This is a genomic window from Streptomyces sp. NPDC017936, from assembly GCF_044328485.1.
In the GTDB taxonomy this organism is placed as follows: Bacteria; Actinomycetota; Actinomycetes; order Streptomycetales; family Streptomycetaceae; genus Streptomyces.
In genome coordinates this window covers 692,302-712,660 of record NZ_JBIRHK010000001.1, presented here as the reverse complement: position 1 = coordinate 712,660, position 20,359 = coordinate 692,302, and the positions used below count along the sequence as shown (strand labels likewise).

The window sequence follows — 20,359 nt, the reverse complement described above, 5'->3', positions numbered from 1 at the left end:
CCGCTCAGCCCACCAGGACGACCTCCAGGGTGCGCGGGCCGTGCACGCCCTCCACCCGGTCGAGTTCGATGTCGCTCGTCGCCGAGGGACCGGAGATCCACGTCAACGGGCGTGCCGGGTCGAGCCGTTCGAGCGCCTGCGGGACGGAGGCGACCACCTGGTCGGGGACGCGCACGACGCAGACGTGGTGGTCGGGGACGAGGGTGACACGACGTCGGCCCTGGTCGGGGGAGCCGTCCAGGACGATGGTGCCGGTCTCGGCGATCGCGACCGCGCAGCCGGTCACCACGCTGTCCACGCGGTCCAGTTCGTGCGGGGTGCTGTCGGCCCGGTCGGGGATCCGCTCGGCGCCGGCCGCCGCGAGCCACTCCGGCTCCAGGCCCGGCGGCGCCAGCACCGTGCGCGCGCCCCGTGCCGCCAGCAACCCGGCGATCGTCGCCGCCAGGTCGCCGGGCGCACACCGGTGCACGACCGCCCGGTAGTCCGCGAGGTTCTCCGCCAGCAGGTCCACCGTCTCCGCGGCACTGCGCCGTCCGTGCTCCCGCGCGTAGGTCCGCGCCACGGCGTCCTCGTACGACCGGTCGTCCCGCGGGACGTCGGCCAGCGCGCGCCGCACCCGGCCCAGGATCCGTTCCCTGCTGCTCACTTCGCGCCTCCCGCGCCGGTGTCCTTGCCGTTCGTCCGCTGCCACCAGTCGCGGAACGGCTCCGCGGGCACCGCCGGCAGGTCGCGCGAACCGCTCCACGCCCTGCCGGGACCCGGCAGGGTGCGCGGATGCAGCCGCCGGGTGCGGGACGCCAGCCGCTGCCCCGCCCGCAGGGCGCCGGGCCGGGCGAACGCCCAGCGCGCCGCCCGCATCGCCGCCCGCTCGGCGGCGTGGCCCTTGGCGGGCTTGAGGACCACCCTGTTGCCCTCCCGGACCACCGGACCGCCCTGCACGACCCGCTCCCGCAGGTGCACCAGCACCTCCGGGATGTCGATGGCGACCGGGCACACCTCGTAGCAGGCGCCGCACAGCGAGGAGGCGTACGGCAGCGAGGCGTCGATGTCGCTCGCGGTGCCCCTCAGCTGGGGGCTGAGGATCGCGCCGATCGGGCCCGGGTAGACCGAGCCGTAGGCGTGGCCGCCGGCCCGCTCGTACACCGGGCAGACGTTCAGGCAGGCCGAACAGCGGATGCAGCGCAGCGCCTGACGGCCGACCTCGTCGGCGAGGGTGTCGGTGCGGCCGTTGTCGAGCAGCACCAGGTGGAAGGTTCGCGGCCCGTCCCCGTCGGTCGTGCCGGTCCACGTGGAGGTGTACGGGTTCATGCGCTCGGCGGTCGAGGAGCGGGGCAGCGTCTGGAGGAACACCTCCAGGTCCCGCCAGGTCGGCACGACCTTCTCGATGCCGACGACCGAGATCAGCGTCTCCGGCAGGGTCAGGCACATCCGCCCGTTGCCCTCGGACTCGACGACCACGAGCGTGCCGGTCTCGGCGACCATGAAGTTGGCGCCGGAGATGCCGACCTTGGCGCGCAGGAACTTCTCCCGCAGGTGCAGCCGGGCGGCCTCGGCCAGCTCGGCCGGGGTGTCGGTCAGGCCCTCGGGGGCCGGGCGGCCCCACTCGCCCATCTCGCTCGCGAAGATGTCCCGGATCTCGCCGCGGTTGCGGTGGATCGCGGGGACCAGGATGTGCGAGGGCCGGTCCCTGCCCAACTGCACGATCAGCTCGGCGAGGTCGGTCTCGTAGGCGCGGATGCCCTCGGCCTCCAGCGCCTCGTTGAGCCCGATCTCCTGGGTGGCCATGGACTTGACCTTGACGACCTCCGACTCGCCCGTCTCCTTGACGAGGGCGGCCACGATCCGGTTGGCCTCGTCGGCGTCGGCCGCCCAGTGGACGGTGCCGCCCGCCGCGGTGACCGCCTCCTCCACCTGCTCGAGGTACCGGTCGAGGTGACGGAGCGTGTGGTCCTTGATCCGCTTGCCCGCCTCCCGCAGTTCGGCCCAGTCGGACACCTCCGCCACGGCCTTCGCCCGTTTGGCGCGGATGGTGTGCGTGGCGTGGCGCAGATTGCCGCGCAGGGTCTCGTCGCGCACGGCCTCGTGCGCGGCCTTCGGAAACGCCGGCATGCCGACGAACGTCCCGCTCATGCGGCCGGTTCCTCCTTGGTGCTCGCCAGGATCTCCGCGATGTGCACCGGCCGCATGCCCGACTCGAGCCGGGCCATCGTCCCGCCGATGTGCATCAGGCAGGAGTTGTCGGCCGCGCACAGCACCGCGGCGCCCGTCGCCTCGGCGTTGCGCACCTTGTCGGCGCCCATCGCCGCCGAGACGTCGGAGTTCTTCAGCGCGAACGTGCCGCCGAAACCGCAGCACTCCTCCGCACCCGGCAGCTCCGCCAGCTCCAGCCCCTCGACCGCCTCCAGCAGGCGCCGGGGCCGCTCCCCGAGCCCGAGTCCGCGCAGCCCGTGACAGGTCGGGTGGTAGGTCACCCGGTGCGGGTAGTACGCCCCGACGTCCGTCACCCCGAGCACGTCCACCAGGAACTCGGTCAGCTCGTACGTCTTCGGCACCACCGGCGCCAGGGTCGCGGCGAGGGCGTCCCCGCGCCCCTCGGCCCGCGCCCGCTCGCCCATCCGCGGGTACAGCTCCCGCACCATCGCGCCGCACGACCCGGAGGGCGTCACGATCGCCTCGTACGCGCCGAAGACGTCGGAGAAATGCCGGGCCAGCGGTTCGGCCTCGTGGCGGTAACCGGTGTTGTAGTGGGCCTGCCCGCAGCAGGTCTGGGCCATCGGGAAGTCCACCTCCACGCCCAGCCTGGTCAGCAGTTTCACCACGGCACGGCCGGTGTCCGGATAGAGCGTGTCGTTGACACAGGTCAGGAACAGTGCGACACGCATCGCGGCTCCTCGGGGTCGATCATCGGATGGGTGCCGGGGGCACCGCCCACGCGGGTTCAGCGTAGTGGGGGAGGTGGCCCGGCACCGGGACGAGGGGGAGGCCCCGGCCCACCGCGGTGGGCCGGGGCCGGGGTCAGCGCGCGGTCAGCCGGGCCTGCGCCGCGCGCCAGCGGTCGGTGCCGCCCTGCGGTTCGTAGCGGGTCAGCGGCTGGGTGCGGGCGAGCAGCCGCCGCATGGCGTGCCGGTCGCCGACCAGCCCGTGCGCCCGGGCCTGGACGAGGACGTTGCCGAGGGCGGCCGCCTCCGTCGGACCGGCCACCACGGGCAGTCCGCAGGCGTCGGCGGTGAGCTGGCACAGCAGCGCGTTGCGGGTGCCGCCGCCGACGACGTGCACGACGTCGACGGGATGGCCGGCCAGCCGCTGGGCGTCCTCGACCGCCCGCCGGTGGGCCAGCGCGAGCGAGTCGAGGATGCAGCGCGTGATCTCGCCCCGGCTCTCGGGCACGGGCTGCCCCGAGGCCCGGCACGCCTCGGCGATCCGCTCGGGCATCCGCCCCGGCGCGAGGAACGCCGGGTCGGAGGCGTCCACCACCGAGCGCAGCGCCGGCACCCCGGCCGCCTCCCGCAGCAGCGCGCCCAGATCCGGGTCGCCCCAGGCCCGTACGCACTCCTGGAGCAGCCACAGGCCCATGATGTTGCGCAGGTAGCGGACCGTGCCGTCCAGCCCCAGCTCGTTGGTGAAGTTGGCGGCGCGGCTCGCCTCGGTCAGCACCGGAGCCTCCAGCTCCAGGCCGGCCAGCGACCAGGTGCCGGTGCAGATGTAGGCGAACCGCTCGCCCGTCGCCGGCACGGCCGCCACCGCGGAGGCGGTGTCGTGCGAGCCGACCGCCGTCACCGGCACCGGACCGGTCAGCCCCGTTTCCTCCAGTACCTCCGCCCGCAGCACGCCCGCCGGATCGCCCGGCTGCCGCAGCGGCGCGAACAGGCTCAGGTCGATGCCGAGCCGGGCGGCCACGTCGTGGGACCAGTCCCGCGTCCGGGGGTCGACGAGCTGGGTGGTCGAGGCGTTGGTCAGCTCGGTGCCCTGCTCGCCGGTCAGCCAGTACGACAGCAGGTCCGGGACGAGCAGCAGGCGCCGCGCGTGCGCCAGCTGGGCCGTGGAGGCCGCGGCCGTCAGCTGGTACAGCGTGTTGAAGGGGGCGTACTGCAGGCCCGTCGCCGCGTACAGCTCGGCCGCCGGCACGGTGGCCCACACCTTCTCGGCGACGCCCTCCGTGCGGGCGTCCCGGTAGTGCACCGGGTTGCCGAGCAGGGCCCCGTCGGCGTCCAGCAGGCCGTAGTCCACGGCCCAGCTGTCGATGCCGACGGAGTCGAGCCGGCCACCGGCCGCGGCACCGGCCGCCCGCAGACCCTCCAGCACCCCCGCGTACAGGCCGAGCACGTCCCAGCGCAGCCCCTCCGGGACCCGCACGGGCCGGTTGGGGAAGCGGTGCGCCTCGGCCAGCTCCAGCGAGTCCTGCGTCACGCGGCCGAGCATCACCCGCCCGCTGGAGGCGCCGAGGTCGACCGCGGCGTACGCGCGCACGGCCGTCACCGGAGGAAGGCGGCCGCGACGCCGGCGTCGACCGGGACGTGCAGTCCGGTGGTGTGGGTGAGGTCGCCGCCGGTGAGCGCGAAGACCGCGTTCGCGACGTGCTCCGGCAGCACCTCCCGCTTGAGGATGGTCCGCTGCGCGTAGAACTCGCCCAGCTTCTCCTCCTCCACCCCGTACACGGCGGCCCGCTGGGCGCCCCAGCCCCCGGCGAAGATGCCCGAGCCGCGCACCACGCCGTCCGGGTTCACGCCGTTGACGCGGATGCCGTGCTCGCCCAGCTCGGCGGCGAGCAGCCGCACCTGGTGGGCCTGGTCGGCCTTGGTCGCCGAGTAGGCGATGTTGTTCGGCCCGGCGAAGACGGCGTTCTTCGAGGCGATGTAGACGATGTCGCCGCCCAGTTCCTGCGCGATCATCACCCGCGCCGCCTCGCGCGAGACCAGGAAGGAGCCGCGGGCCATGATGTCGTGCTGGAGGTCCCAGTCCTTCGCCGACGTCTCCAGCAGCGGCTTGGAGATGGAGATGCCGGCGTTGTTCACGACCAGGTCCACGCCGCCGAAGGCGAGGACGGCCGCCTCGAACGCCGCGGCGATCTGCTCCTCGTCGGTGACGTCCACGGTCACCGCGACGGCCTTGTCGGCGCCGCCCAGCTCCTCGGCGACGGCGGCGGCGTTCTGCGCGTTCAGGTCCGCGACGACGACGCAGGCGCCCTCGGCGACGAGCCGGTGCGCGATCGCCCGGCCGATGCCGCTGCCCGCGCCCGTCACCAGCGCCACCCGGGTGGCCAGCGCCTTCGGCTTCGGCATCCGCTGGAGCTTGGCCTCCTCCAGGGCCCAGTACTCGATGCGGAACTTCTCCGACTCCTCGATCGGCGCGTACGAGGACACCGCCTCGGCGCCCCGCATCACGTTGATCGCGTTGACGTAGAACTCGCCCGCCACGCGCGCGGTCTGCTTGTCCTTGCCGAAGGAGAACATGCCCACGCCGGGGACCAGGACGATCGCGGGGTCGGCGCCGCGCATGGCGGGGGAGTCGGGCCCGGCGTTGCGCTCGTAGTAGGCCGCGTACTCCTCGCGGTACTCGGCGTGCAGCTCCTTGAGGCGGGCGATCGCCTCGTCCAGCGGAGCGGTGGGCGGCAGGTCCAGGACCAGGGGCCGCACCTTGGTGCGCAGGAAGTGGTCGGGGCAGGAGGTGCCCAGCGCGGCGAGCCGGGGGTGCTCGGCGCGGGCCACGAAGTCGAGGACGGCCTCGGTGTCGTTGAAGTGCCCCACCTGCGGGCGGTCCTGCGAGGCCACGGCCCGGACGTACGGTGCGAGCGCCGCCGCCCGCTTGCGCCGCTCGGCCTCGGGCAGCGGCTCGTACCCCTCGATGACCGGGCCGAAGGGCTCCGGCCGGCCCTTCCGGGCCAGGAACGCCTCGGCGGTGCGGATGATGTGCAGCGAGTTGCGCTCGCACTCCTCGGCGGTCGCGCCCCAGGCCGTGATGCCGTGCCCGCCCAGGATCACACCGATGGCCTGCGGGTTGGCCTCCTTGATGGCGGCGATGTCCAGACCCAGCTGGAAGCCGGGCCGCCGCCACGGCACCCAGGCGACCGTGTCGCCGAAGCACTCGGCGGTCAGCTTCTCGCCGTCGGCGGCACACGCGAGCGCGATGCCCGAGTCGGGGTGCAGGTGGTCGACGTGGGCGGCGTCGACGAGTCCGTGCATCGCGGTGTCGATGGACGGGGCCGCCCCGCCCTTGCCGTGCAGGCAGTAGTCGAACGCGGCGACCATCTCGTCCTCGCGCTCGACCCCGGGGTAGACGTCGACGAGCGCCCGCAGCCGGTCCAGCCGCAGCACGGCCAGCCCCGCCTCGGTGAGCGTCCCGAGGTCCCCACCGGACCCCTTCACCCACATCAGCTCGACGTCCCCGCCGGTGACGGGGTCGGTCTCGGAGCCCTTGGCGGACGCGTTGCCGCCGGCGTAGTTGGTGTTGCGGGGGTCGGCGCCGAGGCGGTGGGACCGGGCGAGGAGAGCGGCGGCTTCGGGGTGCGGTGCCATGAACTGTCAGTCCTTACGTGTGGGGAGTCGGCGAGGTCGGCGCCCTCGGCGGCGCGGGGCGGTCTCGATGTGCGGGTCCACCGCGTGGGCGCGACCGGTCGCATCCGGCTCGCACCCCGCGGGGAGGAGAACCCGGCGGAGGCTCACGCCCCCCAGCCGGCCTGCTCGCCACCGACCCGCTCGGCGACGATCTTCTCGGCCCACCCGGACGCCTTGTACGCGGCGATGGGGTCGGGGGCCAGTCCCCTCTCCTCCCGCAGCTCGCGCAGCAGCGGCCGCACGTCCGTGTTGTACGCGTCCATGAGCACCGCGTTCGCCTCCAGCACGTCGCCGGCGGCCTGTGCGGCGGACAGCGCAGACCGGTCGACCAGCAGCGCCTTGGCCGTCGCCTCCTGGACGTTCATCACCGAACGGATGATCGCCGGGATCTTCGCCTCGATGTTGTGGCACTGGTCGAGCATGAACGCGACGTCGGGCGTGAACCCGCCCCCGCGCACGACCTCGTACATGATCCGGAACAGCTGGAAGGGGTCCGCCGCGCCCACCATCAGGTCGTCGTCGGCGTAGAAGCGCGAGTTGAAGTCGAACCCGCCGAGCTTCCCCTCCCGCAGCAGCGTGGCGACGATGAACTCGATGTTGGTGCCCGGCGCGTGGTGCCCGGTGTCGACGACGACCTGGGCCTTCGGCCCGAGCTTCAGGCAGTGCGCGTACGCGGTGCCCCAGTCCGGGACGTCGGTCGTGTAGAAGGCCGGCTCGAAGAACTTGTACTCCAGCAGCATCCGCTGCCCGTCCCCGAGCCGTTCGTAGACCTCGGCCAGCCCTTCGGCGAGCCGGTCCTGGCGGGCGCGGATGTCGTCCTGGCCGGGGTAGTTCGTCCCGTCGGCGAACCACAGCTTCAGGTCGTTCGAGCCGGTGGCGTCCATGATGTCGACGCACTCCAGGAGATGGTCGACGGCCTTGCGGCGGATCGCCGCGTCGGGGTGGCAGACGCTGCCCAGCTTGTAGTCGTCGTCCTGGAAGGTGTTGGAGTTGATCGCGCCCAGGCGGACACCCCGGTCCTCGGCGTGTTTCGCAAGTGCGGAGTAGTCCTCCACCTTGTCCCACGGGATGTGCAGGGCGACGGTCGGGGCCACGCCCGTGACGGCGTGCACCTGGGCGGCGTCGTCCAGCTTCTCCTGCGGCGTGCGCGGCACGCCCTGCTGGGCGAACACCTTGAAGCGGGTCCCCGAGTTCCCGTACGCCCACGACGGCGTCTCGACGGCCTGTGTCTTCAGCGCGGCCTTCACCGCGGCGAGGTCGGTCACTTCGGGCTCCTGTGACATCGGTCCGGAGGCGACTCCGGACGTGCTTCGGACGAGCTTGGAAAAGCTCTTGATGAAACGATTCAAAACGGAAAGCTATGAGCCCGTCGGTGGAGTGTCAAGCCTTCTGTCCAGGTCGGCCTTCCGTGACCGGTGAGTGACCTTCGCCTATCGAAAACTTTTCGAAGCGGACCCATTGACGTGACATGCCCGCGATGCCTAACGTCCCGGCAACCCAGTTGAAACCTTTCACGACGCTGTGACGGCCCCTGGTGGGTACGGTCCGCAGACGTCGTCGAGGAGCCACCCATGACCCACCCGTCCGACACGGGACCGGCCCCGGTGCTGGCGCTCAGGGACGTCGCCAAGTCCTTCGGCGCCGTACGCGCCCTGCGGGGCGTCTCCCTGGAGCTGTTCCCCGGCGAGGTGCACGCCCTCGCCGGTGAGAACGGTGCGGGCAAGTCGACCCTGATCAAGACGCTCGCCGGGGTGCACCGACCGGACGCCGGCCAGGTGCTGCTCGACGGTGAGCCCGTCGTCTTCCACGGCCCCGGTGACGCACGCGACGCCGGTATCGCCGTCATCTACCAGGAGCCCACGCTCTTCCCCGACCTGTCGATCGCCGAGAACATCTACATGGGCCGCCAGCCCAGGCGCGCCCTCGGCCGCATCGACCACAAGGCCACCCACCACGCCACCGCCGCGCTGATGCAGCGCCTCGGCGTCGACCTCGACCCCGACCGCCCGGCGCGCGGCCTGTCCATCGCCGACCAGCAGATCGTGGAGATCGCCAAGGCCCTCTCCTTCGACGCCCGGGTCCTCATCATGGACGAGCCGACCGCCGCCCTCACCGGCAGCGAGGTCGCCCGCCTCTTCGGCGTCGTGCGCACCCTGCGCGAGCAGGGCGCGGCGGTGCTGTTCATCTCGCACCGGCTGGAGGAGATCTTCGAGATCTGCCGGCGGGTGACGACCCTGCGCGACGGCGCCTGGATCGCCAGCGAACCGCTGGCCGGGATGACCGAGGACGACCTGGTCCGCCGGATGGTCGGCCGTGACCTCGACGAGCTCTACCCCAAGCAGGACGTCACCCCGGGCGAGGTCGCCCTCAGCGTCCGCCGGCTGACCCGGGAGGGCGTCTTCACCGACGTCTCCTTCGAGGTCCGGCGCGGCGAGATCGTCGGTCTCGCCGGACTCGTCGGCGCCGGCCGCACCGAGGTCGCCCGGGCGGTCTTCGGCATCGACCGCTGGGACGCCGGCGAGGTGGAGGTCGACGGGCGCAGGCTCGTCAACGGCGCCCCCTCCACCGCCATGGCCGCCGGGCTCGCCCTGGTCCCCGAGGACCGCCGCGCCCAGGGCCTGGTGATGGACATGTCGATCGAGCGCAACATCGGACTCACCGGACTCCGTACGACCGTCAGGGCCGGCCTGATGGACCGCGGCGCCGAACGCAGCCGCTCCCTCGACTGGGCGGTCAAGCTCCAGGTGAAGTACGCCCGGATCGCCGACACCGTGAACACCCTGTCCGGCGGCAACCAGCAGAAGGTCGTCCTCGCCAAGTGGCTGGCCACCGGCCCCAAGGTGCTCATCGTCGACGAGCCGACCCGGGGCATCGACGTCGGCACCAAGGCCGAGGTGCACCGGCTGCTGTCGCAACTGGCCGCCGACGGCGTCGCCGTCCTGATGATCTCCTCCGACCTGCCCGAGGTCCTCGGCATGGCCGACCGCGTGCTCGTGATGCACGAGGGCCGGCTCACCGCCGAGATCCCCCGCTCCGACGCCACCGAGGAAACCGTGATGGCCGCCGCCACCGGGAGGGCCGCCGCATGACGGTGATCACCCCGAACCAAGCCCCCGCCGCCGAGGTGCCCAAGTCCAGCGGCACCCGGCTGGTCGACCGCGTCTTCAAGATGCGCGAACTCGCCATCCTGATCGTCTTCCTGGTGATGATCGCGGTCACCCAGGCGGGCAACAGCGAGTTCCTCTCCGAGCAGGGCATCAAGGACCTGCTGCTGAACGCGACCATCCTGGTCCTGGTCGCCACCGGCCAGTCCCTGGTGGTGATCACGAGGAACGTCGACCTGTCCGTCGGCTCCACGCTCGGCATCACCGCCTTCGCCGCGGGCGTCCACCTCCAGGGCGGCGGCGACCCGGTCGTCGCGATCGCCCTCGCGGTGCTGCTCGGCATCGGCGTCGGACTGCTCAACGGACTGCTGGTCAGCCTCGGCCAGGTGCCGGCCCTCGTGGTGACCCTCGGCACGATGTACATCGTCCGCGGCGTCGACTCCATCTGGGTCGGCTCCCGGCAGATCACCGCGGCCGACCTGCCCGGCTCCTTCGTCGACTTCGGCGCCGGCGGCGTCTCCGCCGTGCCGTACCTGGCCTTGATCGCCCTCGCCGTGCTGATCGCCACCGCCTACTACCTCAAGCACTTCGGCAGCGGCCGCGAACTGTACGCGCTCGGCTCCAACCCGGAGGCCGCCCGCCTGGCCGGCATCCCCGTCCGCCGGCGGATCCTCGTCGCCTACACCTTCTGCGGCGCCCTCGCCGGCCTCGCCGGAGCCCTGTACCTGGCCCGCTTCGGCAACGTCGACTCCGGCACCGGCAACGGCTACGAACTCACCGTCGTCAGCGCCGTCGTCGTCGGCGGCGTGGTCTTCACCGGCGGCTCCGGCAGCGTCTACGGCGCCGCGCTCGGCGCGCTGCTGCTGACCTCCATCAACAGCGTGCTGCCCGCCCTCGGCGTCAGCTCCGTCTGGGTGCTCGCCATCAACGGCATCCTGCTCCTCCTCGCCATCGCCGTGGACCGCGTGGTCGCGCTGCGGGTGGCGTCGGCCCTGAAGAAGAGGAACGCCCGCCATGCCTGAGTCCGGATCCTTCGCGAGCCGCGCGGTCCGCTGGGACACGGTCGTCGGCGCCCTCCTGATCGTCCTGCTGCTGTTCTCCTTCTCCTTCGTCGACGGCTTCGGCAACGCGCTGAACCTGTCCTTCCTGATCGGCAACACCCTGCCGATCGCGCTGATCGCGCTGCCCATGACCCTGCTGGTGGTCTCCGGGGAGATCGACCTGTCGGTCGCCTCCACGGCCGGCCTGTCCGGCGCCGTGATGGGCGCCCTGTGGAACCAGGGCCTGACCATCGAGGCGATCATCCCGATCTGCCTGCTGCTGGGTGTCGTGTGCGGTCTGGTCAACGGCCTGCTGGTGACCCGGCTCGGACTGCCGTCCCTCGCCGTCACCATCGGCACCCTCGCCGCCTACCGGGGCATCGCGCAGATCGTGCTCGGCTCCGACGCGGTGACCGACTTCCCGAGCCAGTACCTGGACTTCGCGGCCGGACGCGTCGGCGACACCTTCGTCCCGCAGGCCTTCCTGCCCTTCCTGGTCCTGCTCGCGATCGCCGTGGTCGCCCTGCACGCCACCCCGTTCGGCCGGTCGCTGTTCGCGATCGGCGCCAGCGAGGAGGCCGCGCGCTTCGCCGGCATCCGCGTCAAGCGGCAGAAGCTGCTCCTGTTCACCCTGACCGGCCTGATGGCCTCCCTCACCGGCGTCTTCTGGGCACTGCACTACGCCAGCGCCCGCTACGACAACGCCACCGGGCTCGAACTCTCCGTCATCGCCGCGGTGCTGCTCGGCGGCATCGACTTCGACGGCGGCAAGGGCACGCTCGGCGGCGCGATCGCGGGAGTCTTCCTGCTCGGCGCGCTGCAGAACGTGATGAGCCTGAAGGACGTCTCCGCCCAGTCGCAGATCGTCGTCACCGGCGTCCTGCTCGTCGTCTCCGTGCTCGGCCCCCGGGTCGCACGCCAGATCTCCGTCGCGAGGGCGGGCCGTAGAGCCGCCGCCTCGACCCCGACGGGCTGAAACCCCGCTCATCCCTCGTAAAGGACCCGCCATGCGCAAGTCATCCCTCCGCCGTGCCTGCGCGGCCCTCGCGGCCGTCACCTCCCTCGCCCTCGCCGCCACCGCCTGCGGCGGCACCACCAAGGAGGACGTGAAGAACGAGAGCACGGGCGCGGCCGCCTCCGGCGCCAAGGCCGACCCCAACGCGGCCACCAAGAAGGGCCTGACCGTCGGCTTCCTGCCCAAGCAGGTCAACAACCCCTACTTCACCTCCGCCGACAAGGGCGGCGAGGCCGCGCTGAAGGAGCTGGGCTCCGGCTACAAGGAGGTCGGGCCGTCCAGCGCCACCGACACCTCGGGCCAGGTGTCGTACGTCAACACCCTCACCCAGCAGCAGGTCGACGCGATGGCCGTGTCCGCGCAGGACCCGGGCGCCCTGTGCACGGCGCTCAAGCAGGCCATGAGCAACGACATCAAGGTCGTCACCTACGACTCCGACACCAATCCCGAGTGCCGCAACGCCTTCGTGTCGCAGGCGTCCGCCGAGGACCTGGGCCGCACCGAGGTGCAGCTGCTCGCCGAGCAGATCGGCTACAAGGGCGAGATCGCGATCCTGTCGGCCGCGCAGACCGCGACCAACCAGAACACCTGGATCGAGTTCATGAAGGACGAGCTGAAGGACTCCAAGTACAAGGACATCGAGCTCGTCAAGGTCGCGTACGGCAACGACGACGCCCAGCAGTCCTTCCAGCAGACGCAGGGCCTGCTCCAGGAGTACCCGAACCTGAAGGGGATCATCTCCCCGACCACCGTCGGCATCAAGGCGGCCGCGCAGTACCTGTCGGGCTCCAAGTACAAGGGCAAGGTCAAGCTGACCGGCCTCGGCACCCCCAACGACATGCGCAAGTACATCAAGAACGGCACCGTCGACGCCTTCGAGCTGTGGGACCCCTCCAAGCTCGGCGCGCTGGCCGCGCAGACCGCCGTCGCCCTGGTCTCCGGCCAGATCACCGGCAAGGAGGGCGAGACCTTCACGGCCGGCGGCACCAGCTACACGATCGGCAAGGACGGCGTGATCAGCCTCGGCAAGCCGACCGTGTTCGACGCCAAGAACATCGACCAGTTCGACTTCTGATCCCTGGAGGGGTGTTGATGCAGCGCGTGTGCTTCCTGCTGAAGGTCCGGGCCGACCGCCTCGACGAGTACCGCGAGCGGCACGCCGCCGTGTGGCCGGAGATGTGCGAAGCGCTCTCGGCCGCCGGCTGGCACAACTACTCGCTCTTCCTGCGCGAGGACGGACTGCTCGTCGGCTACCTGGAGACCGAGGACTTCGCGGCCGCCCGAGCCGGCATGGAGGCCACCGACGTCAACGCCCGCTGGCAGGCGGAGATGGCGCCGTTCTTCGAATCGCTGGACGGCGCCCGGCCCGACGAGGCCATGAAACCGCTCACCGAGGTGTTCCACCTCGCCTGATCCCCCGTGCCACACCTGCGTGCCCCACCCCGTCCCCTCCCTCACCTCGCCCGACGATGGAGTCCCGAGATGAAAAGACGAACGCTGCTGGGCGCCGCGCTCGCCGGCGCCGTGGTCACCCCCGCCCTCGCCTCCGGCACCGCCCGCGCCGCCGACCCCGGCCCGTCCGTCACCCGGACCGGCACCACGACCCTCGACAGCCAGGCCCTCTTCTTCGTGTCGTACGACGGCCTGGTCAACAACAACGCGTTCCAGAAGAACGGCCTGCTGACCTACAAGGGCCACCAGTACGCCGCCTGGTACACCGCCGACCGAGGCGCCGTCGTCGGCCGCAGGGTGCTCGGCGGCACCACCTGGTCCACCGTCAGGGTCGGGCACACCCTGCGCTACGACGACTCCCACAACGTCATCTCCATGGGCGTCTCCAAGACCGACGGCCGCCTGCACCTGAACATGGACTCCCACAGCGACGGCTTCACCTACGTCAAGTCGGTCGCCGGGCTCATGGACGACCCAGCGGGCCTGAGCTGGACCGCGAGCCGCTTCGGCGCCCCCCGGTCCACCCTCGACGGGCTCGCGCTCACCTCGCAGTTCACCTACCCGCAGTTCGTCGCCACGCCCGAGGGCCGGCTCCAGCTCAGCTACCGCGCCGGCGTCTCCGGCAACGGCCGCAACGCGCTCGCCGAGTACGACGGCACGTCCTGGACCGGCCTGGGCGAGTGGAGCGGCTCCACCGGCACCTACACCAGCGAGCACGGCTCCAGCACGGCCCGCAACATGTACCTGCACGGCATCGACTACGACCGCAACGGCCGCCTGCACGCCTTCTTCACCTGGCGCGAACAGAACGGCGCCGTGATGTGCAACGGCGGCGGCATCACCAACCACGACACCGGCTACGTCCACTCCGACGACCGGGGCCGCACCTGGCGCAACGACGCGGGCGCCGTCGTCGGCGTGACCGGCGGCTCCGACAAGGTGTCCGTGAACGACGCCGGTCTGGTCGTGGACCCGCTGAACCCGGACCACTCCCTGATGAACCAGGAGAGCCAGTTCACCGACTCCGCGGGCCGGCCGCACGCGATCATCTCCTACGTCCCCGGCCGCTTCGGCCAGTGCACGACGAACTACGTCGCCGACCGGACGAGGAACGGCCGCGCCTTCCACGTCCGCAAGAACGCCTCCGGCGCCTGGCAGAAGACCGAGATCCCGGTCCCGCTGGACTCCAGCCAGCGCACCAAGCTGATCCTGGACGCGTACGACAACGCCTACGCGATCCTCCCCTTCGGCCGGATCGCCGGCGCGTCGAAGGCCTCCGGGCACACCGACTGGAAGCTGCTCTTCGACGGCGGCGGCCTCAACGCCTTCGGCGAGGTCGTCGTCGACGAGACCCGGGTCGCCCAGGACAACGTCCTGTCCTTCCTCTACCAGGAGAAGTCGAGCGGGACGACGCCCTCGGCGCTCCACGTCGTCGACTTCCGGCTGCCCGTCTGACCGGTCCGGCGCGCGGCGGGGCGAAGGTAATGTGAAGACCTCGCCCGCCGCCCCTCGTTCCCCCTGGAGGTCCCCGCCCGATGGCCCAGTCGGTGGGTATCAAGGACGTCGCCCGTGCCGCCGGAGTCTCCGTCGGCACGGTCTCCAACGTCATCAACCGCCCGGACACCGTCGCCACGGAGACCCGCGCCCGCGTGCTGTCCGCGATCGACCGCCTCGGCTACGTCCGCAGCGAGTCCGCGCGCCAGCTGCGCGCCGGCCGCAGCCGGATCATGGGGCTGCTCGTCCTCGACATGGGCAACCCGTTCTTCGTGGACGTCGCCCGCGGCGCCGAGCGGGCGGCCCGCCGCGCCGGGCTCGGCGTGATGGTCTGCAACAGCGCCGAGAACGTCGGCGAGGAGGCCGACTACCTGGCGCTCTTCGCCGAACAGCGGGTGCGGGGCGTGCTGCTCACCCCGGCCGACGCCACCGGCCGCAACATCGACTCCTTCCGCCGGCACGGCATCCCCTTCGTCCTGGTCGACCGGGTCTCCGAGGGCACCACCGAGTGCTCGGTCTCCGTGGACGACGTGGCCGGCGGCGCCCTCGCCGTACGGCACCTGATCGACGCCGGCCACCGCTCGATCGCGTATGTCAGCGGCCCGCCCGGCTTCAACCAGGTCCGCGACCGCCGCACCGGCGCCCTCAGCGCCCTCGCGGAGGCGGGCCTCGGCCCGGAGCACCTGCGCGAACTGCCCACGGAACGGCTCGACGTCGCCGCGGGACGGGACGCGGGCGCCCGCCTGCTCGGCCTCGCCGACCGTCCGACCGCCGTGTTCTGCGCCAACGACCTGCTCGCCCTCGGCGTCCTGCAGGCCATGTACGCGGCCGGCGTCACCGTCCCCGACGACCTCGCGATCGTCGGCTACGACGACATCGAGTTCGCGGCCGCCGCGGCCGTCCCGCTCACCTCCGTGCGCCAGCCCGCCGTCACCATGGGCGCCCTGGCCGCCGAGATGCTGCTGGAGGAGACGGAGGAGGACCGGGGCAGGCACGAACACCGGCGGGTGGTGCTCCAGCCGGAACTGGTCGTGCGGCGCTCCAGCCTCTCGGCGCGCTGAGTCCCCGTTCAGTAGCCATTCGTGATCCCCGGCGTCCGCCGGCGCCCGGACATGTGCTGAACTGGGACGCGGCCCGCACCTCGATCGCCCCGGGAGCCCCCTGTTGTCCCTCAGCTACCGCCAGCCCGGCGTCGTCCTCACCGACCGTCACTTCACCGTGCCCCTCGACCACGCCGACCCGGCGGGGGAGACGATCGAGCTGTACGCCCGCGAGGTCGTCGCGAGCGACAAGGCGGGCCAGGACCTGCCCTGGCTGCTCTACCTCCAGGGCGGACCCGGCTTCGGCGCCAACCGGTTCGTCGGCAAGCCGGCCTGGCTCGGCCGCGCCCTGAAGGAGTACCGGGTCCTCCTCCTCGACCAGCGCGGCACCGGCCGCTCCACGCCCGCCAACCGCCAGACGCTCCCGCTGCGCGGCGGCCCCGCCGAACAGGCCGGCTACCTCACCCGCTTCCGCGCCGACTCCATCGTCCGGGACTGCGAGCTGGTCCGCCGCGAGGTCACCGGCGGCGCCCCGTGGACCGTCCTCGGCCAGAGCTTCGGCGGCTTCTGCACGGTCACCTACCTCTCCCTCGCCCCCGAGGGCCTGGCCGCCGCCGTGATCACCGGCGGCCTGCCGTCCCTGGACGCCCACGCCGACGACGTCTACCGCGCCGCCTACCCGCGCATGGAGCGCAAGGTCGCCGCGCACTACGCCCGCTACCCGCAGGACGTGGAGCGGGTGCGGCGGATCGCCGGTCACCTCCTGGACCGGGAGGTGACCCTGCCGAACGGCTACCGCCTGACGGTCGAGGCCTTCCAGTCGCTCGGCATCCTCCTCGGCGGCGGCGAGGGCAGCCACCGGCTGCACCACCTCCTGGAGGACGCCTTCGTCCGCACCCCGGACGGTCCCGCCCTGTCCGACGCCTTCCAGGAGGAGGTCCAGGGCCTGCTCTCCTACGCGAGCCACCCGCTCTACGCCCTGGTCCACGAGGCGATCTACGGGCAGGACGCCCGCCCCACCGCCTGGGCGGCCGAACGGGTGCGCGCACAGTTCCCGCAGTTCGACGCGGCGAAGACGCTCGCGGGCGACGGGCCGCTGCTGCTCACCGGCGAGACGGTCCACCCCTGGCTGTTCGACTGCGACCCCGCGCTGCGCCCGCTGCGCGAGACCGCCGAGCACCTCGCCGCCCGCACCGACTGGACGCCGCTGTACGACCCCGCCCGTCTCGCCGCCAACGAGGTTCCGGTCGCGGCGGCGGTCTACCACGACGACCTGTACGTCGACACCGCCCACTCGCTGCGGACCGCGCGCGCCGTCCGCGGACTGCGCACCTGGGTCACCGACGAGTTCGAGCACGACGGCGTCCGGGCCGGCGGCCCCCGCGTCCTCGACCGCCTGCTGGCCCTGACGCGCGACGAGGCCTGACGGAGCCGACGGGGCCCGGCGGAGGCCGCGTACGTCACGGGGCCCGGCGGAGGCCGCGTACGTCACGGAGCCCGGGCGGGGGCCAGGACGTGACGGCAGGTCAGTAAGGTGGACGGAATGCGAGAACAGATGGCGGACCGGAGCGGTCTGCGCGGTGACTGCGGGAACTGCTTCGGGCTGTGCTGCGTGGCCCTGCCCTTCGCCCGGTCCGCGGACTTCGCGATCGACAAGGCCGCGGGCAGACCGTGCCCCAACCTGGGGGAGGACCACCGCTGCGGCATCCACACCCGGCTGCGGCAGGAGGGCTTCACCGGCTGCACGGTCTACGACTGCTTCGGCGCCGGGCAGAAGGTCTCGCAGGTCACGTTCGGCGGCCGGGACCGGCGCTCGGGCGACCGTGCGCACGCCCGCCGCATGGTCGAGGTGTTCCCGGTGGTCCGGCAGCTCCACGAGCTGCTGTGGTACCTCACCGAGGCGCTCGCGCTGCCCGCCGCCCGTCCGGTCGTTCCGCGGCTGCGGACGGCGCTGGAGAAGACCGAGGCCCTCACCCGGGGGACTCCCGAGGAACTGACCGCCCTGGACGTCCCCGCGCACCGCCGGGACGTCAACGTCCTGCTGCTGAAGGTGAGCGAGCTGGCCCGCGCGGGCCGGTCCGGACGCGGGAAGGACCGTCGGAACGCGGACCTGATGGGCGCCCGTCTCCGCGGCGCCGACCTGCGCGCGGCCGACCTGCGCGGCGCCTACCTGATAGCCGCCGACCTCACCGGCGCCGATCTGCGCGGGGCGGACCTCATCGGGGCCGACCTGCGCGACGCCGATCTCACGGACGCCGACCTCACCGGCGCGTTCTTCCTGACCCAGCCGCAGGTCGACGCGGCCCGGGGGAGCGCCGGGACCCGGCTGCCGGAGTCAGTCACCCGCCCCGCGCACTGGACGGCGGGGCTCTGACCCGCCCTCGCCGCGGTCCCGCCCGTCCGCCGGCGCCGGAGCGGACGTGCGGCGCTCCGGGCGCAGCCGCAGCCCCTGCGGCATGAGCGTCAGCCGCTCGGTCACCCGCAGCCGGTAGGCCGGGTCGGGGCGCAGCTCGTAGCGGCGCAGCAGCAGGCCCAGCACGAGCGTGGCCTCGTGCAGCGCGAACTGCCGTCCGATGCACGCCCGCGCCCCCGTGCCGAACGGCTTGAAGGTGTGCGGGGCCCGCGCCCGGACCGCCCCCGCGTCGAAGCGGTCCGGGTCGAACCGCTCGGCGTCGGCGCCCCACACCTCGGGGTCGCGGTGCAGCATCGGCGTCAGCACGAGCGCCCACGCGCCGCGCCGCATCGGGTGCTCCCCGGCCAGCACGGTGTCCTCGCGGGCCTCCCGGGCGAACGCGGGCGCCGTCGGCCACAGCCGCAGCGACTCGTCCAGCACCCGGCGCACGTACCGCAGCTTGGCCACCTGGTCGTACCCGGGTGCCGCGGCGTCCCCCCACACCCGGTCCACCTCGGCGCGGGCGCGGGCGGCGACGTCCGGGTGCCGGGAGAGGTAGTGCAGGGCGAAGGAGAGCGCGCCGGAGGTGGTCTCGTGCCCGGCGACGAGGAAGGTGATGACCTGGCGGCGCACGTTCTCGTCCGACAGCCGTTCGCCCGTCTCCGGGTGGGCGGTGTCCAGCATCCGGTCGAGCAGGTCGCCGTCCCCGCCGCCGTCCGCGCGGCGCGCCCGCACCAGGTCGTCGACGGTGCGGTCGAGGTGGGCGATGTCGGCCTCGTTGCGCCGCGCGGCCCGCCACAGCACGCGGGGGGACGGCACGGTGTTCAGCCGCTGCGCGTAGCTGAGGGTGCCGACCATCGCGGTGACGAACGGGTGCGGCCGGGAGCGTTCGAAGGAGCCGAAGTCGTGTCCGAAGCCGGTGCGCGCGATGGTCTCCAGGGTCAGCTTGGTCATGTCCCCGGGCACGTCCACGGACCGTCCGGCGGCCGCCGCGCGGTCCCAGTGACCGGTGAGCCGCTCCGCCACGTCCAGCATCATCGGGTGGTAGGCCCCCATCGCCTCCCGGCTGAAGCCGGGGGCCAGCACGTCGTGGGCGAGCTGCCAGTTGGGCTCGTGGTTGTAGGCCGTGAACAGCCCGTCCCCGGCCACCGGCCGCAGGTTGGCCACCCCCAGCCCCACGTGCTTGGCGAAGCGGGTCTCGTCGGCCAGGTCGGCGACGAGCCGCGCACCCCACACGAACACGAACTCCCTGCCGAACGCGCGGCGCCGGTAGATCGGCCCCAGCCGGCGGGCGTGCCGCAGGGAGTCCTGCAAGGGGGTGCGCGGACTCGCCCCCAGCACGTCGCCGAGCAGCGGGAGCCGGTACGGCGGGTGCGGGATGCGGTGCAGCCCGGGCCACCCGTGCTCGGCGCCGCGGAACCCCCTCGGCACCTCCCCGGTCGTGCCGCCCGCCGTCCCGGCCGTCGCCCCGGTCCTCGTCCCCGCCATGACGCGATCTCCCTCGGATCAGCGGTGCGCTGCGCCTGTTGTACGTGGGTTCAATAGCGTGGGGCCAGTCTGGTCCCGGCGTCGAACGGGCGTCAAGTAAGGTGCGGGCATGGCCGAGGAGACGCGCACCCGGCGGCGGCTCAGTACCGGGGAGCGCAGGGAACAGCTCCTGTCGGTGGGCGCGCGCCTGTTCTCCGAGAGCCCCTACGACGAGGTGTGGATCGAGCAGGTCGCCGAGATCGCCGGGGTCTCCCGGGGGCTGCTCTACCACTACTTCCCGACCAAGCGGGACTTCTTCGCGGCGGTCGTCGAGCGGGAGAGCGAGCGGATGCTGCGCATGACGGCGGCGGTGCCGGGCGTCCCCGTCCGCGAACAGCTCGCCCCCGGCCTGGACGTCTACCTGGAGTACGTCCGCACCCACGCCCACGGCTACCGCGCCTTCCACCGCGCGGACGCGGCCGGCGACCAGGGCGTACGGCGGGTCTACCAGCGGGCGCTGGCGGCCCAGGAACGCCAGATCCTCACCGCCCTCGCGGCCGACCCGGAGTACGGCCCGCTCCTGCGGCGGCGTGCCGACGTCCGGCTCGCGGTACGGGGCTGGCTGGCGTTCATCACGGCGGTCTCCCTGGAGTGGCTGCGCGCCCCGGACGGCTCCCCGTCCCGGGAGCAGGTCCGGGACCTGTGCGCGAGGGCCCTGCTCGGGGTCCTGCCGACCCCGCCGGCATGACCCCGCCGGGGGGAGGACGGGACACGACCGCCCCTCCCTCACCGTCACCTCCGACG

Annotated in this window: 17 protein-coding genes; 10 read left to right on the top strand and 7 right to left on the bottom strand. The window is 72.7% G+C overall.

What is annotated here, in order from left to right:
* Window positions 1-4: 4 nt before the first annotated feature.
* From ACH4F6_RS02920 to rhaI, 6 genes are all read right to left on the bottom strand, one after another.
* Window positions 5-646, bottom strand: a complete 642-nt coding sequence (locus tag ACH4F6_RS02920; protein WP_397958060.1) for a lactate utilization protein C — start codon at window positions 644-646, stop codon at window positions 5-7.
* A complete protein-coding gene (locus ACH4F6_RS02915) occupies window positions 643-2,130 on the bottom strand; it encodes a LutB/LldF family L-lactate oxidation iron-sulfur protein (protein ID WP_397958059.1) in 1,488 nt (495 codons plus the stop codon). Before ACH4F6_RS02915 ends, ACH4F6_RS02920 begins: the two co-directional genes overlap by 4 nt.
* A complete protein-coding gene (locus tag ACH4F6_RS02910; protein WP_397958058.1) occupies window positions 2,127-2,882 on the bottom strand; it encodes a (Fe-S)-binding protein in 756 nt (251 codons plus the stop codon). The genes ACH4F6_RS02915 and ACH4F6_RS02910 overlap by 4 nt, the downstream gene beginning before the upstream one ends.
* Before the next feature lie 133 nt (window positions 2,883-3,015).
* Entirely contained in the window at window positions 3,016-4,467 is a 1,452-nt protein-coding gene (locus tag ACH4F6_RS02905) for a rhamnulokinase family protein (protein ID WP_397958057.1), read from the bottom strand.
* Between the two features lie 5 nt (window positions 4,468-4,472).
* Window positions 4,473-6,512: a bifunctional aldolase/short-chain dehydrogenase gene (locus ACH4F6_RS02900; RefSeq protein WP_397958056.1), complete on the bottom strand. Its 2,040-nt coding sequence runs from the start codon at window positions 6,510-6,512 to the stop codon at window positions 4,473-4,475.
* 143 nt (window positions 6,513-6,655) lie between these two features.
* A complete protein-coding gene (rhaI, locus tag ACH4F6_RS02895; RefSeq protein WP_397958055.1) occupies window positions 6,656-7,816 on the bottom strand; it encodes an L-rhamnose isomerase in 1,161 nt (386 codons plus the stop codon).
* A 306-nt stretch (window positions 7,817-8,122) separates the two neighbouring features.
* Here rhaI and ACH4F6_RS02890 point away from each other — a divergent pair, with 306 nt between their 5' ends.
* The 9 genes from ACH4F6_RS02890 (at window position 8,123) to ACH4F6_RS02850 (ending at window position 18,070) form a co-directional block, all read left to right on the top strand.
* Window positions 8,123-9,640 (top strand): sugar ABC transporter ATP-binding protein, encoded by a 1,518-nt coding sequence (locus ACH4F6_RS02890; RefSeq protein ID WP_397958054.1) that lies wholly within the window; start codon window positions 8,123-8,125, stop codon window positions 9,638-9,640.
* A complete protein-coding gene (locus tag ACH4F6_RS02885) occupies window positions 9,637-10,677 on the top strand; it encodes an ABC transporter permease (RefSeq protein WP_397958053.1) in 1,041 nt (346 codons plus the stop codon). Before ACH4F6_RS02890 ends, ACH4F6_RS02885 begins: the two co-directional genes overlap by 4 nt.
* Complete coding sequence (locus tag ACH4F6_RS02880; RefSeq protein ID WP_397958052.1) at window positions 10,670-11,671, top strand: ABC transporter permease; 1,002 nt, start codon at window positions 10,670-10,672, stop codon at window positions 11,669-11,671. Before ACH4F6_RS02885 ends, ACH4F6_RS02880 begins: the two co-directional genes overlap by 8 nt.
* 31 nt (window positions 11,672-11,702) lie before the next feature.
* Window positions 11,703-12,785, top strand: coding sequence for a rhamnose ABC transporter substrate-binding protein (rhaS, locus tag ACH4F6_RS02875; RefSeq protein WP_397958051.1), 1,083 nt, complete (start codon window positions 11,703-11,705; stop codon window positions 12,783-12,785).
* A 17-nt stretch (window positions 12,786-12,802) separates the two neighbouring features.
* A complete protein-coding gene (locus ACH4F6_RS02870; protein ID WP_397958050.1) occupies window positions 12,803-13,123 on the top strand; it encodes an L-rhamnose mutarotase in 321 nt (106 codons plus the stop codon).
* 69 nt (window positions 13,124-13,192) lie between these two features.
* Window positions 13,193-14,617 carry a BNR repeat-containing protein gene (locus ACH4F6_RS02865; protein ID WP_397958049.1) on the top strand — a complete coding sequence of 475 codons (1,425 nt, stop codon included), beginning with the start codon at window positions 13,193-13,195 and terminating at the stop codon, window positions 14,615-14,617.
* An 80-nt stretch (window positions 14,618-14,697) separates the two neighbouring features.
* Window positions 14,698-15,717, top strand: coding sequence for a LacI family DNA-binding transcriptional regulator (locus ACH4F6_RS02860; protein ID WP_397958048.1), 1,020 nt, complete (start codon window positions 14,698-14,700; stop codon window positions 15,715-15,717).
* 103 nt (window positions 15,718-15,820) lie between these two features.
* Window positions 15,821-17,122 (top strand): alpha/beta fold hydrolase, encoded by a 1,302-nt coding sequence (locus tag ACH4F6_RS02855; RefSeq protein WP_397958047.1) that lies wholly within the window; start codon window positions 15,821-15,823, stop codon window positions 17,120-17,122.
* 117 nt (window positions 17,123-17,239) lie between these two features.
* Window positions 17,240-18,070 carry a pentapeptide repeat-containing protein gene (locus ACH4F6_RS02850; protein ID WP_397958046.1) on the top strand — a complete coding sequence of 277 codons (831 nt, stop codon included), beginning with the start codon at window positions 17,240-17,242 and terminating at the stop codon, window positions 18,068-18,070.
* Here ACH4F6_RS02850 and ACH4F6_RS02845 read toward each other — a convergent pair.
* Window positions 18,032-19,576 (bottom strand): cytochrome P450, encoded by a 1,545-nt coding sequence (locus ACH4F6_RS02845; protein WP_397958045.1) that lies wholly within the window; start codon window positions 19,574-19,576, stop codon window positions 18,032-18,034. The genes ACH4F6_RS02850 and ACH4F6_RS02845 overlap by 39 nt on opposite strands.
* A 109-nt stretch (window positions 19,577-19,685) precedes the next feature.
* On the opposite strand from ACH4F6_RS02845, the gene ACH4F6_RS02840 reads away from it, so the two are divergent.
* Complete coding sequence (locus tag ACH4F6_RS02840) at window positions 19,686-20,303, top strand: TetR/AcrR family transcriptional regulator (RefSeq protein ID WP_397958044.1); 618 nt, start codon at window positions 19,686-19,688, stop codon at window positions 20,301-20,303.
* Window positions 20,304-20,359 lie beyond the last annotated feature (56 nt).